Annotated in this window: 12 protein-coding genes; 10 read left to right on the top strand and 2 right to left on the bottom strand. The window is 55.9% G+C overall.

All coding sequences use genetic code 11. The features are described from left to right. Nucleotides 1-64 precede the first annotated feature (64 nt). The gene (locus BJP35_RS03740; protein WP_059305833.1) at nucleotides 65-712 is read left to right on the top strand and encodes a TetR/AcrR family transcriptional regulator; all 648 of its coding nucleotides are present in this window, start codon (nucleotides 65-67) and stop codon (nucleotides 710-712) included. On the opposite strand, the gene BJP35_RS03735 is transcribed toward BJP35_RS03740, so the two are convergent. After that, complete coding sequence (locus tag BJP35_RS03735; protein WP_059305832.1) at nucleotides 709-1128, bottom strand: GNAT family N-acetyltransferase; 420 nt, start codon at nucleotides 1126-1128, stop codon at nucleotides 709-711. The two genes, BJP35_RS03740 and BJP35_RS03735, sit on opposite strands and share 4 nt — an antisense overlap. 186 nt (nucleotides 1129-1314) lie before the next feature. Between BJP35_RS03735 and BJP35_RS03730 the strand changes: the two genes are divergently transcribed. The 5 genes from BJP35_RS03730 to BJP35_RS03710 all read left to right on the top strand — a co-directional run bounded on the left by BJP35_RS03730 (nucleotide 1315) and on the right by BJP35_RS03710 (nucleotide 8078). After that, complete coding sequence (locus BJP35_RS03730) at nucleotides 1315-1884, top strand: TetR/AcrR family transcriptional regulator (protein ID WP_014168015.1); 570 nt, start codon at nucleotides 1315-1317, stop codon at nucleotides 1882-1884. A gap of 146 nt (nucleotides 1885-2030) precedes the next feature. After that, complete coding sequence (locus tag BJP35_RS03725) at nucleotides 2031-3152, top strand: efflux RND transporter periplasmic adaptor subunit (protein ID WP_059305831.1); 1122 nt, start codon at nucleotides 2031-2033, stop codon at nucleotides 3150-3152. After that, the gene (locus tag BJP35_RS03720; RefSeq protein WP_047954863.1) at nucleotides 3152-6262 is read left to right on the top strand and encodes an efflux RND transporter permease subunit; all 3111 of its coding nucleotides are present in this window, start codon (nucleotides 3152-3154) and stop codon (nucleotides 6260-6262) included. Before BJP35_RS03725 ends, BJP35_RS03720 begins: the two co-directional genes overlap by 1 nt. Next, nucleotides 6262-7626: an efflux transporter outer membrane subunit gene (locus BJP35_RS03715; RefSeq protein WP_086462910.1), complete on the top strand. Its 1365-nt coding sequence runs from the start codon at nucleotides 6262-6264 to the stop codon at nucleotides 7624-7626. The genes BJP35_RS03720 and BJP35_RS03715 overlap by 1 nt, the downstream gene beginning before the upstream one ends. A gap of 155 nt (nucleotides 7627-7781) precedes the next feature. Then, entirely contained in the window at nucleotides 7782-8078 is a 297-nt protein-coding gene (locus BJP35_RS03710; RefSeq protein ID WP_020882719.1) for a YicS family protein, read from the top strand. A 27-nt stretch (nucleotides 8079-8105) separates the two neighbouring features. On the opposite strand, the gene BJP35_RS03705 is transcribed toward BJP35_RS03710, so the two are convergent. Further along, entirely contained in the window at nucleotides 8106-9056 is a 951-nt protein-coding gene (locus tag BJP35_RS03705; RefSeq protein ID WP_086462909.1) for a LacI family DNA-binding transcriptional regulator, read from the bottom strand. A 293-nt stretch (nucleotides 9057-9349) separates the two neighbouring features. Here BJP35_RS03705 and BJP35_RS03700 point away from each other — a divergent pair, with 293 nt between their 5' ends. The 4 genes from BJP35_RS03700 to BJP35_RS03685 are packed head-to-tail and all read left to right on the top strand — an operon-like array spanning nucleotide 9350 to nucleotide 12703. Beyond that, the gene (locus tag BJP35_RS03700; RefSeq protein WP_014830072.1) at nucleotides 9350-9664 is read left to right on the top strand and encodes a PTS sugar transporter subunit IIB; all 315 of its coding nucleotides are present in this window, start codon (nucleotides 9350-9352) and stop codon (nucleotides 9662-9664) included. An 11-nt stretch (nucleotides 9665-9675) separates the two neighbouring features. Further along, nucleotides 9676-11001: a PTS sugar transporter subunit IIC gene (locus BJP35_RS03695; protein WP_086462908.1), complete on the top strand. Its 1326-nt coding sequence runs from the start codon at nucleotides 9676-9678 to the stop codon at nucleotides 10999-11001. A 17-nt stretch (nucleotides 11002-11018) separates the two neighbouring features. Beyond that, on the top strand, nucleotides 11019-12401 hold the full coding sequence (locus BJP35_RS03690; RefSeq protein ID WP_020882721.1) for a glycoside hydrolase family 1 protein: 1383 nt from the start codon (nucleotides 11019-11021) through the stop codon (nucleotides 12399-12401). After that, the gene (locus tag BJP35_RS03685; RefSeq protein ID WP_014168006.1) at nucleotides 12401-12703 is read left to right on the top strand and encodes a PTS lactose/cellobiose transporter subunit IIA; all 303 of its coding nucleotides are present in this window, start codon (nucleotides 12401-12403) and stop codon (nucleotides 12701-12703) included. Before BJP35_RS03690 ends, BJP35_RS03685 begins: the two co-directional genes overlap by 1 nt. Nucleotides 12704-12734 lie beyond the last annotated feature (31 nt).

Raw genomic sequence — 12734 nt, 5'->3', positions numbered from 1 at the left:
AATTAATTAACTGGATAATTAATATTTAAGTAAGTGATGAATAAGATCAAGAGATCCTGCGACTATGCCAGCACATAGGGACAATTCTGAACCGCGCCGCCCCGGTCGACCACGCGGCGGAAAGCGGGCAACCGCCAGCCGCGAACAGCTGCTGGATATTGCGTTGAGCCTCTTTTCTCGCCAGGGGATCGCTCAAACCTCGCTGAACGCCATCGCCAAAGAAGCGGGCGTAACGCCAGCGATGCTGCATTACTACTTCAATTCACGAGAACAATTGCTCGACGCGATGATTGAGGAGCGCTTCCTGCCCTTACGTAACCGGATCGGCGCAATTTTCGCCGAAAACCCCGACTCGCCGGTCAACGCATTAACGCAAATGGTGAAGGTACTGGCCGAGCTGGCGGAGCAGCACCGCTGGTTTGCCCCGCTGTGGATGCAGGAGGTCATCGGGGAGATGCCTGTACTGCGCACGCATCTGCACGCGCGGTTCGGTGACGACAAATACCAGGCAACACTCGCCACCCTTAAACGCTGGCAGCAGGAAGGACAACTGAACCGGGCACTCGCGCCAGAACTGCTGTTCACCACGCTGCTAAGCCTGGTGCTGGTGCCGTTCTCAAGAATGCGCAACGACGAGAGGCTACACGCCCTCTCGCCAGAGATCATTGTGCGTCACGCGCTGGCCGTGATGGGTAACGGCATCGGCGGTTAAAGGGATTTGGTCAGATAATGCCTTTGCATACCCGGGTACGGGTAATCCGGCAACGACATCTGCAGTTGATAGCCCTGCTTTTCATAGAATGGGCGTGCCTGGAAGCTGACCGTATCCACCAGCGCATGGGTGCAGCCTTTGCGTCGGGCTTCGTCTTCTGCCGTTTTGATAAGCTGGCTGCCGACGCCCGATCCCCGCACGGTGTCGCTGACCCACAGAAAATCGATGTTTAGCCAGTCGCCTTTGCGCACGCCAATTAACCCACCCAGCATCGCGCCCTTTTCGTCTCGCACATAAACGCCAATGTCGCCGCTAAAGTTTGAGAGATCTAAAAATTGTCCGTTGTAGGCGCGAAGCCCTGTTAATAATTCTTCTTTTTCATCGTGTGTGACGTTATCCGTCGTGCTCAGATGCATATTTTTCTCCTTATTTTCTGTGCAATCTTAATATTGCACAGCCTTTCCTTCATCAAAACTCCTTTTTTTCTCTATTCTTTAAACATTGAAATATTCATTCAATAAGTACTTAAAAAAAGTCTTTCCAATACGCACCTGAAACGTATAATGAGAACGATCATTCTCACTTTTATAGGGTAACCGACGATGAGCACAAAACTGGAAGAACGCCAAAAGCAGCGTCAGGACGACATCATCGCTGCCGCGCGTCAGTGCTTTCGCGCCAGCGGTTTTCATGCGGCCAGCATGTCGCAGATCGCCAGTGAGGCAAAGCTCAGCGTCGGGCAAATCTACCGTTATTTCAGTAACAAAGATGCGATTATTGAAGAGATGATTCGCCGTATCATCGACTCACGCATCGAAGAGATTCAGGGTAAAACGCTGGTCGAGGGGATGCCTCAGGCGCTCGCCTGGCGACAGACCCTGAATGAAGATGACGATGCGCTGATGCTTGAGATGTCGGCTGAAGCCACGCGCAATCCCCAGGTGGCGGCCATGCTGGTCGAAGCGGAAAAGCGGATGTTTGCTAATGCCTGCGCACACCTGAAAAAACAGTTTCCCCACCTGAGTGATGATCATATTCGCTGCTGCGTGGAGATTACCGCGGTAATGATTGAGGGGTCTATTTACCGTCGACTCACCCCCTTAAACGTACCCTCTGAACAATTAGAGCCTCTTTATCAAAATATTTTAAATATGCTTTTCTCTGCGAAGTAATCGCATGTGAATAATTAGCGGGAAGACGTTATTCCCTTATTAACATTTCCGGCTCTGCCGGAGATGCGGTATCGCTGTGCCTTTAAATAGCCCCCTTCCTTGTTAAGCCATTAACAGGGCAGGCATCGTTCACCCTGGAAAAAATTATGAAAACCATAACAACCTCCATCGCAGCATTATTCCTCCTGACGGGGTGCGATAATGCACAAACAACTGCTCCTCAACATCCCCTCCCGCAAGTGGGGATTGTTACGCTCCTGAGCCAACCCGTTTCCGTGGTCAGTGAACTGACCGGACGCACCACGGCCGCCATGAGCGCGGAAGTGCGTCCTCAGGTGGGCGGCATTATTCAGAAACGGCTCTTTACCGAAGGCGATACCGTACAAGCCGGACAGGCGCTGTATCAAATTGACCCTTCCAGCTACCGCGCCGCCTACGATGAGGCCGCCGCAGCCCTGAAACAGGCGCAGGCGCTGGTGCAGGCCGATTGCCAAAAAGCTCAACGCTATACACAACTGGTGAAAGACGACGGCGTATCGCGTCAGGATGCCGAAGATGCAAAGTCCACCTGCGCGCAGGACAAGGCCAGCGTGGAGTCGAAAAAAGCAGCCCAGGAAAGCGCGCGCATTAACCTCAACTGGACCACGGTGACCGCCCCGATTGCCGGACGTATTGGCATCTCTTCGGTCACCCCCGGCGCACTGGTCACTGCCCAGCAAGAGACCGCACTCGCCACCATTCGCGGCCTGGACAATATGTACGTCGATTTAACCCGCTCCAGCGCCGATCTTCTGCGATTACGCAAACAAACGCTTGCCAGCAACAGCGAGACATTGAGCGTGTCGTTGATCCTTGAAGATGGCAGCACCTATCAGGAAAAAGGCCGTCTGGCCCTGACTGAAGTGGCAGTGGACGAATCCACCGGATCGGTCACATTGCGCGCCGTCTTCCCCAACCCGCAGCATCAGCTTCTGCCCGGGATGTTTGTTCGCGCCAGAGTGGATGAAGGGGTAATGAGCGAGGCCATCCTCGCCCCGCAGCAGGGAATTACCCGAGATGCCAAAGGCAACGCCACCGCGCTGGTGGTGGGGGCCGGCAATAAGGTGGAACAACGTCAGCTGGAAACGGGTGACACCTACGGCGACAAATGGCTGGTGCTGAGTGGGCTGAAGGCTGGCGATAAGCTGATTGTGGAAGGCACCGATAAAGTGACCGCCGGTCAGCAAGTTAACGCCGAAGAGATGAAAACCGCGGGAGGAAACGCCTGATGTTTTCCCGCTTCTTCGTGCGTCGCCCGGTTTTTGCCTGGGTGATTGCTATTCTGATTATGCTCGCCGGGGTGCTGGCGATCCGTACCCTGCCCGTCGCGCAGTATCCCGACGTCGCTCCGCCGTCGATAAAAATCTCTGCCACCTACACTGGCGCGTCGGCACAGACTCTGGAAAACAGCGTCACCCAGGTCATTGAGCAACAGCTGACCGGGCTGGATAACCTGCTCTATTTTACCTCCACCAGCAGTTCGGACGGCTCGGTAAGCATCACCGTCACATTCGAACAGGGAACCGACCCGGATACCGCGCAGGTTCAGGTGCAGAACAAAGTTCAGCAGGCCGAGTCGCGCTTGCCGACCGAGGTACAGCAGGCCGGCATTACGGTGCAAAAATCGCAGAGTAACTTCCTGCTGATCATGGGCGTGTACGATAAAACCGACCACGCCAGCAGTTCGGATATCGCCGACTGGCTGGTGAGTAATATGCAGGATCCGCTGGCACGCGTAGAGGGCGTCGGCAGCCTGCAGGTGTTTGGTGCGGAATACGCCATGCGCATCTGGCTTGACCCGGCAAAGCTGGCGTCGTACTCGCTGATGCCATCCGACGTTCAGAGCGCCATTGAAGCGCAGAACGTGCAGGTTTCCGCCGGTAAAATCGGCGCTTTACCCGCGTCCGGTACCCAGCAGTTGACCGCCACCGTGCGTGCCCAGTCGCGCCTGCAGACGGTCGATCAGTTTAAAAATATCATCGTTAAGAGCCAGTCCAGCGGCGCAGTGGTGCGTATCGGCGACGTGGCGCGCGTGGAGATGGGCAGCGAGGATTACACGGCTACCGCCAGGCTGAATGGCCACCCGGCAGCCGGTATGGCGGTAATGCTCTCGCCGGGCGCGAATGCGCTCAATACCGCCACCGCGGTGAAAGATAAAATTGCCGAATTCAAACGGGCTATGCCGGAAGGCTATGACGTGGCCTATCCGAAAGACAGCACCGAGTTCATTAAGATCTCGGTGGAAGATGTGATTCAGACGCTGTTTGAGGCGATTATCCTCGTGGTGGTGGTGATGTATCTGTTTCTGCAGAACATTCGCGCCACGCTCATCCCCGCGCTGGCGGTGCCGGTAGTTCTGTTGGGCACCTTTGGCGTGCTGGCGCTGTTCGGTTATTCCATTAATACCCTGACGCTGTTTGCGATGGTGCTGGCGATAGGTCTGCTGGTCGATGACGCCATCGTGGTAGTGGAAAACGTCGAGCGCATTATGCGCGATGAAGGTCTGCCCGCCCGCGAAGCCACCGAAAAATCGATGGGCGAAATTTCCGGTGCGCTGGTCGCCATTGCGCTGGTGCTTTCCGCCGTGTTTCTGCCGATGGCCTTCTTCGGCGGCTCAACCGGCGTCATCTACCGCCAGTTTTCGGTCACCATTATCTCAGCTATGATCCTCTCGGTGGTGGTGGCGCTGACCCTGACACCCGCGCTCTGCGGCTCGGTACTGCGCCATACGCCTCCTCACAAAAAAGGGTTCTTCGGCGCCTTTAACCGCTTCTACAGTAAGACCGAGCATGGCTACCAGAATAAAGTCCTCCGCGCGCTGCGCCGCTCCGCGGGCATGCTGGTGGTCTACGCCCTGCTCTGTGGCGCGATGGCCGTGGCAATGCTGAAGCTGCCCGGCAGCTTCCTGCCCACGGAGGACCAGGGTGAAATCATGGTGCAGTACACCCTGCCCGCCGGTGCGACAGCAGTACGTACCGCGGAGATCAGTCGTCAGGTTCGCGAGTGGTTCCTCACTAAAGAAAAAGCCAACACCGATGTGATTTTTACGGTCGAGGGCTTTAGCTTTAGCGGCAGCGGCCAGAATGCCGGGATGGCGTTTGTCTCCCTGAAAAACTGGTCCGAGCGTAAAGGCGATGAGAACACCGCTCAGGCGATTGCCCTGCGCGCCACTCAGGAACTCGGCTCCCTTCGCGATGCCACCGTCTTTGCCATGACGCCCCCGGCCGTAGACGGCCTCGGCCAGAGCAACGGTTTTACCTTCGAGCTCATGGCCAGCGGTAGCACCGATCGCGACACGTTGCTGAAGATGCGTAATCAGCTGATCGGCCAGGCGAATCAGGACACCTCCCTGCATGCCGTTCGCGCCAATGATTTGCCGCAGATGCCGCAGCTGCAGGTGGATATCGACAACAACAAAGCCGTATCGCTGGGGCTTTCCCTGAGCGACGTCACCGATACCCTCTCCAGCGCCTGGGGCGGAACCTACGTGAATGACTTTATCGATCGGGGCCGCGTGAAAAAGGTCTACATCCAGGGAGACAGCGATTACCGCGCCGTGCCTTCCGATCTCAACAAATGGTACGTACGCGGCAGCGACAGCACCATGACACCGTTCTCCGCTTTCGCCACCACGCGCTGGGAATATGGCCCGGAGAGTCTGGTGCGCTACAACGGCTCGGCGGCCTATGAAATTCAGGGCGAGAACGCCAGTGGTGCCAGCTCCGGTACGGCGATGACCCGGATGGAACAGCTGGCGAACAACCTGCCGGCCGGCACAACCTGGGCGTGGAGCGGGTTGTCGTTACAGGAGAAACTGGCGAGTGGTCAGGCGATGAGCTTGTATGCCCTCTCCATCCTGGTGGTATTCCTGTGCCTGGCCGCGCTGTATGAGAGCTGGTCGGTGCCGATTTCAGTCATTCTGGTGATCCCGCTTGGGGTGCTGGGTGCGGCGCTGGCCGCCTCGCTGCGTGGGCTGAGCAACGACGTCTATTTCCAGGTAGCGCTGCTGACCACCATCGGCCTGTCGTCGAAAAACGCCATTTTGATCGTTGAGTTTGCGGAGGCGAAAGTCGCGGAAGGTTACTCCCTGACGCGTGCCGCGCTGCGTGCGGCTCAGACGCGACTGCGTCCGATCATCATGACGTCGCTGGCGTTTATCGCCGGGGTAACACCGCTGGCCGTCGCCACCGGTGCAGGCGCCAACAGCCGCGTGGCGATTGGGACCGGCATCATCGGCGGGACGCTCGCGGCAACGCTGCTGGCCATCTTCTTTGTTCCATTATTCTTCGTACTGGTGAAACGTCTCTTCTCCGGTAAGCACGCAAACCGGAGGTCATAATGTTTCGTGTATCTGTTTTAGTGTTAGCGCTGCTGAGCGCAGGCTGTGTTTCGTTAGACCCTACCTACCAGCGTCCTGACGCGCCCGTCCCGGCCACGTTGCCGGGCACCCACGGCGAAGCCACCGCCGTGGTCAGCCAGTGGCAGCAGGTGATGAACGATCACCGCCTGAACAGGGTGGTAACAATGGCACTCACCGGCAACCGCGATGTGCAAAAAGCGATTGCTGATATCGACGCCGCCCGCGCCCAGTATGGTGAGACGCGCTCGTCTCTGTTCCCGTCGGTGGATGCCAGCCTGAGCCATACCCGCAGCCGCACGCTGGCCAGCGGCGTGAGCACCAGCGATGAGGCTAACGGCACCGTCTCCAGCTTCGAGCTGGATCTGTTTGGTCGTAACCAGAGCCTCTCGCGCGCCGCGCGTGAAACCTGGCTTGCCAGCGAGTTCACGGCGCAGAACACGCGCCTGACAATGGTCAGCGAGCTGACTACCGCCTGGATTACTCTGGCGGCAGATAACAGCAATCTGGCGCTGGCTAAATCCACTCAGGAGAGCGCAGCGAACTCGCTCAAGATTGTGCAGCGTCAGCAGGACGTCGGGGTCGCCGCCGCAACGGATGTCAGCGAAGCAATGGCGGTTTATCAGCAGGCCCGCGCCAGCGTCGCCAGCTATCAGACGCTGGTGATGCAGGACAAAAACGCCCTGAATTTGCTGGCGGGCGAGACGGTACCGGAAAACCTGCTACCCGGTACGCTGGAGAGCCTGAGCGATAACGCCATCACCCTGATCCCGGCGGGCGTTAGCTCCGCCACGCTGCTGCGTCGCCCGGATATTCAGGAGGCTGAACATAACCTGTTGAGCGCCAATGCCAACATCGGTGCTGCGCGCGCCAACTTCTTCCCGACGATGTCGCTTACCGCCAGCGCCGGGGTCGGCAGCGATTCGCTCTCGTCATTGTTCAGCCACGGCATGAAGGTCTGGTCGTTCGCGCCGTCCATCTCCCTGCCGCTGTTCAGCGGCGGCAATAACATGGCGCAACTGCGCTATGCCGAAGCGGAGAAAAAAGGGCTGATTGCCACCTATGAGAAAACCATCCAGAGCGCGTTCAAAGATGTAGCCGATGCGCTGGCGCGCCGCGAAACACTGAGTGAAGAGCTTGATGCGCAACGTGAATACGTGGCGGCAGAGCAAAAAACGCTGGATGTGGCAACGCGCAGCTATCAGGTGGGGGCGGGTGATTACCTGACCGTTCTCACCGCGCAGCGCGCCCTGTGGTCGGCACGGGCATCATTGATTGCCCTGCAGCAGACCGACTTTGAAAACCGTATTACGCTGTGGCAGTCGCTGGGGGGAGGGATTAAATAACCGCCGGTCCAGGTGCAGGTGCTGGTGCAGGTGCAGGTGCAGGTGCAGGATTCTCATACGCAGGAAGACAAAAATTCATACTTTCGGCTGGCGTCGCTACACTGAATGTAACGATATATTTCATGGGAAGCCTGTGACGTCTAAAGGGGATTTTGATGAAAGCTGCACACCTGGTTTGCCTGCTCGTTTGTCTGCTCTTCGCCGCGTTTGTCCATGCCCAGGAAAAAGACGATCCCGTGAAAGAGGCCCAGATAAAGCAGCAGATCCTTAAAGATGTGAAGAAGGCCTGCACGCCCCAGAAAAAGCAGAGCGATAAAGCCTGGCAGGCGATGATTTTGTCGTCTGAGGCCAATCAACTGTTGATCAAAAACGCCATCACGGCCGTGAAGCGCGACAATCTGGATGCTTACTGGGACGCGGTCAGTCAGGTAGATTGTATGGAAGATTATTAAGCGTGAAGCCGGGCTTCACGCTTTTTTTTAGCGCTTTCGTACATCCGGAATAATCAAATCCCCGCGCAGAACATAGGACCCCAGCATCTGCGTTTTCTCCGTCAGCCAGCCCACAATACGTGCCGCCATAGCATCCATCGAGTATTCAATGGCCGGGATCACCGGGATACCCGGCAGATGCAGCGATCCGGCAAGGCTAAAGACCATAATGTCGTCCGGCACGGATTTATTAAACGCCTGCAGCTGCGGGATCACCCGCTGAGCTTCCCGTTCGTCCGCCACCAGCAGCGCGTTAAAATTCAGCGTGCTCGCATTGTTAAGCAACTCCTGCAGCGCAACGGATGAGGAGGTGGCATCCATAAAGACGAGGTTGCGATTAAAGGGCAGGAAATTTTTCTCCAGCGCGTGTTTATAGCCCAGCAACACCTGGTCGGCGAAACCGCTGCCTTGCGGATGGATCAGGGCTATCTGGCGTCGCCCCTGGCTGGTCAGATAGTTACAGGCGGTTTCGGCGGCAAAGGCGTGATCGAACTGGATGCTGTTGGAATTATCGGACTCCATGCAGTCAACGAGGATGACATTGTCCATCTCGACGTCCAGCGGGAAACGCGCGCCAATCACCAGGATGTCATCACATAACCCACAGGAAAGTTCTTCCAGGGCGTGCATCACTTCCGCTTTGGTATGCGCGAAGCGCAACAGCAGATGTTTTTGATGCTGGCTGAGGTGCTTTTCCAGCGCGTAAAGATAACCGGTGGTCTGGTTAATATTCTCCTGCGCGCAAATCACCCCAATACACCCCGTCGACTGGCTCAGCAGCGACTGCGCAATTACATTGGGCCGGTAGTTCAGTTCATCAACCGCTTTTAAAACGGCCTGGCGGCTGGCTTCCTTTACGCCACGCGACCCACTCAACACTCGCGATACCGTGGCTTTAGACACCCCGGCAAGACGTGATACATCATTGATTGTCGACATCTCTTTCCCCTGGCAGGCTTACTTCGCACCTGCAAATTCCATCACCGCTACGGCTCATATTATAGCCAGAATGGAGTATATCCTTTTCCGTTTTTCATGGAAACCGATTTTCCATTTCAACTCAAAATGATGTCAAAACACGCAAATTATGTGACTTGCATCTGGTTAATTAGCGTCATAAGTAGTGGATCTTGATGGTTGTCACACTTCTGTCTTTTATAAATGGAAACCGGTTTCCGTATAATGTCCAATCATCCTCGCAATAACTTTTTACATTTAGAGGATGGTTGTCGATGTTCAAGATTATGCTGTGTTGCTCTGCCGGGATGTCCACCAGCCTGCTGGTCAGCAAAATGGTCGATGTCGCGAAAGAGCGCGGGTTGCCGGTAAAAATAGACGCGTATGGCGTTTCCGAATTTGATACGCAGTTTCCGCAGTACCAGGTTGTCCTTCTCGGACCCCAGGTGAAGTACATGTTACAGACACTCTCAGACAAGGCGGCTACAAAGGGCATCCCGGTCCAACCCATCGACATGATGGATTACGGTATGCAACGTGGCGATAAAGTACTGGACTATGCTCTGTCGCTCATCGAAGCGGCACACTAAAAGGTGTTCACATGAGTTCGTTATATCAATCAATGGTCGCGGTTATTGAGCAGTCAATTACCCCGCTGGCCGCGAAGCTCGGCCAGCAAAAGTATGTGATTGCCATCCGCGACGGCTTTACCGCCGCGCTGCCGTTTATGATCATCGGCTCGTTTATGCTGGTGTTCATCTTCCCGCCCTTCTCCGCGGATACGACGAACAGCTTTGCCCGCGGCTGGCTGGATTTCTCCCAGACTTACCGTGAACAGCTGATGCTGCCGTTCAACCTCAGCATGGGCGTGATGACGTTCTTCATTTCGGTGGGGATTGGTGCAAGCCTGGGGCGTCAGTTTAACCTCGATCCGGTGATGTCCGGTCTGCTGGCCTTTATGGCCTTCCTGCTGGTGGCAGCTCCGTATGCCGACGGCAAGATCTCGACCCAGTACCTCTCCGGCCAGGGGATTTTCACCGCGCTGATCACCGCCATCTACTCTACCCGCGTGTATGCGTGGCTGAAGCAGAACAACGTGACCATCCGTCTGCCGAAAGAAGTGCCGACCGGTGTGGCGCGTTCGTTTGAGATCCTGATCCCGGTCATGGTGGTGATCGGTACCCTGCACCCGCTGAACCTGTTTATCGAAGCACAAACCGGGATGATTATCCCGCAGGCGATTATGCACCTGCTGGAACCGCTGGTCTCTGCGTCTGACTCCCTGCCTGCCATTCTGCTCTCCGTGCTGCTGTGCCAGATCTTCTGGTTTGCCGGTATCCACGGCTCGCTGATTGTCACCGGCATCATGAACCCGTTCTGGATGGCCAACCTGTCCGCAAACCAGGCGGCACTGGCGGCTGGCGCAGCGCTGCCACACGTTTACCTGCAGGGTTTCTGGGACCACTACCTGCTGATTGGCGGCGTCGGCTCCACGCTTCCGCTGGCCTTCCTGCTGCTGCGCAGCCGCGTCACGCACCTGCGCACCATCGGCAAAATGGGCGTTGTGCCCAGCTTCTTTAACATCAACGAACCGATTCTGTTCGGCGCGCCAATCATCATGAACCCGATGCTGTTTATCCCGTTCGTGTTTGTTCCGCTGGTGAACGCCTGCCTGGCGTACGGCGCCACCAAAATGGGCTGGCTGGCACAGGTGGTGTCGTTAACCCCGTGGACGACCCCGGCCCCTATTGGCGCATCGTGGGCGGCAAACTGGGCGTTGAGCCCGGTGGTGATGTGTCTGGTGTGTATGGTGATGTCAGCGCTGATGTACCTGCCGTTCCTGCGTGTTTACGAGCGTACGTTGATGAAAAACGAAGAGCAGAAAGCCCAGGCAACCGTCGGTGCCGCTGAAACAGCAAGTCATTAAGTCAAAGAGGAAAGGTCATGAAATACGCATTTCCCGATAATTTCTGGTGGGGCAGCGCAAGCTCCGCCCTCCAGACCGAAGGGACACGAGAGGGTGAAACCACCTGGGATTACTGGTTTGCCCGCGAGCCAAACCGTTTTCATAATGGCGTGGGACCGCAGCACACCTCCACGTTTTATCAACACTGGAAAACGGACATTCAGCTGTTAAAGCAGCTGAACCACAACAGCTTTCGCACCTCGATTAGCTGGGCGCGCCTGATCCCCGACGGTATCGGTGAAGTGAACCCGGAAGCGGTCGATTTTTATCATCAGGTCATTGATGAGCTGATTGAACAGGGTATTACCCCGTTTATCACCCTGTTCCACTTCGACATGCCGATGGCGATGCAGGAGATTGGCGGCTGGGAAAACCGCAACGTGGTGGACGCTTACGCCCGTTATGCGCAGATTTGCTTCGATCTGTTTGGCGATCGCGTGCTGCACTGGTTTACCTTCAACGAGCCGATTGTGCCGGTGGAAGGCGGCTATCTGTACGATTTCCACTATCCCAACGTGGTGGATTTTCGTCGTGCGGCCACCGTGGCGTATCACACCGTGCTGGCGCATGCGCAGGCGGTACGCGCTTACCGTGCCGGGCACTACGCCGGGGAGATCGGTATCGTACTGAACCTGACGCCGTCCTATCCGCGCTCGCAAAACCCGGCTGACGTCAAAGCGGCACACATTGCGGACCTGATGTTTAACCGCAGCTTCCTTGACCCCGTCCTGCGCGGCGAATACCCGGCGGACCTGGTGGCGTTGCTGAAATCTTACGATCAGCTCCCCGCCTGCAAACCGGAAGACAGTTTCCTGATTGCGGAAGGAAAAATCGACCTGCTCGGCATTAACTATTATCAGCCGCGTCGCGTGAAATGCCGTGACAGTGCGGTGAACCCACAGGCACCGTTTATGCCGGAGTGGTTCTTTGATAATTACGAAATGCCTGGCCGCAAGATGAATCCATACCGTGGCTGGGAAATTTATGAGCCGGGTATTTACGATATTCTGATTAACCTGCGCGACAATTACGGTAACCCACGCTGTTTTATTTCTGAGAACGGTATGGGTGTCGAAAATGAACAGCGCTTTATTGAGAATGGTCAGATAAACGATCAATACCGCATCGATTTTATTTCCGAACATTTGGCCTGGCTGCATAAAGGTATTAGCGAAGGGTGCCAGTGTCTTGGCTACCATATGTGGACCTTTATTGATAACTGGTCGTGGTGTAATGCGTATAAAAATCGCTACGGATTTATCCAGCTCGATTTAACTACCCAGCAGCGCACCATCAAGAAAAGCGGCGAGTGGTTTGCCGCCACCGCATTAAATAACAGTTTTGACAGAGAGTCAGTGTAATGATCGCATTAGAAGAAGCCGTAATGGAAATTATCGTCAACGCCGGTCAGTCGCGTAGCCTGTGCTTTGAAGCCCTGCACGCGGCGCGTCAGGGCAACCTTGACGAAGCCAAAAGCCTGCTGCGTGAAGCCGATGGCTACGCGCGCCAGGCGCACAAAATGCAGACCAAACTGATCGAACAGGATGCGGGCGAAGCCCGCCAGCCGATGACCTTAATAATGGTTCACGCGCAGGATCATTTAATGAATTCCCTGCTGGCACGTGAATTATCCGAAGAAATAATCCATTTATATCAGAGATAATGTATGGCGAAAAAACGTTAATGTAATCACT

This window comes from Enterobacter sp. J49, from assembly GCF_002148625.1.
GTDB classification, from domain to species: domain Bacteria; phylum Pseudomonadota; class Gammaproteobacteria; order Enterobacterales; family Enterobacteriaceae; genus Enterobacter; species Enterobacter ludwigii.
This window is presented reverse-complemented; position numbering and strand designations above follow the sequence as displayed.

Excerpts from the sequence above, each read along its gene's own strand:
- BJP35_RS03740 (WP_059305833.1), top strand. The coding sequence starts at position 65 with ATGCCAGCACATAGGGACAATTCTGAACCGCGCCGCCCCGGTCGACCA.
- BJP35_RS03735 (WP_059305832.1), bottom strand. The coding sequence starts at position 1,128 with ATGCATCTGAGCACGACGGATAACGTCACACACGATGAAAAAGAAGAA.
- BJP35_RS03730 (WP_014168015.1), top strand. The coding sequence starts at position 1,315 with ATGAGCACAAAACTGGAAGAACGCCAAAAGCAGCGTCAGGACGACATC.
- BJP35_RS03725 (WP_059305831.1), top strand. The coding sequence starts at position 2,031 with ATGAAAACCATAACAACCTCCATCGCAGCATTATTCCTCCTGACGGGG.
- BJP35_RS03720 (WP_047954863.1), top strand. The coding sequence starts at position 3,152 with ATGTTTTCCCGCTTCTTCGTGCGTCGCCCGGTTTTTGCCTGGGTGATT.
- BJP35_RS03715 (WP_086462910.1), top strand. The coding sequence starts at position 6,262 with ATGTTTCGTGTATCTGTTTTAGTGTTAGCGCTGCTGAGCGCAGGCTGT.
- BJP35_RS03710 (WP_020882719.1), top strand. The coding sequence starts at position 7,782 with ATGAAAGCTGCACACCTGGTTTGCCTGCTCGTTTGTCTGCTCTTCGCC.
- BJP35_RS03705 (WP_086462909.1), bottom strand. The coding sequence starts at position 9,056 with ATGTCGACAATCAATGATGTATCACGTCTTGCCGGGGTGTCTAAAGCC.
- BJP35_RS03700 (WP_014830072.1), top strand. The coding sequence starts at position 9,350 with ATGTTCAAGATTATGCTGTGTTGCTCTGCCGGGATGTCCACCAGCCTG.
- BJP35_RS03695 (WP_086462908.1), top strand. The coding sequence starts at position 9,676 with ATGAGTTCGTTATATCAATCAATGGTCGCGGTTATTGAGCAGTCAATT.
- BJP35_RS03690 (WP_020882721.1), top strand. The coding sequence starts at position 11,019 with ATGAAATACGCATTTCCCGATAATTTCTGGTGGGGCAGCGCAAGCTCC.
- BJP35_RS03685 (WP_014168006.1), top strand. The coding sequence starts at position 12,401 with ATGATCGCATTAGAAGAAGCCGTAATGGAAATTATCGTCAACGCCGGT.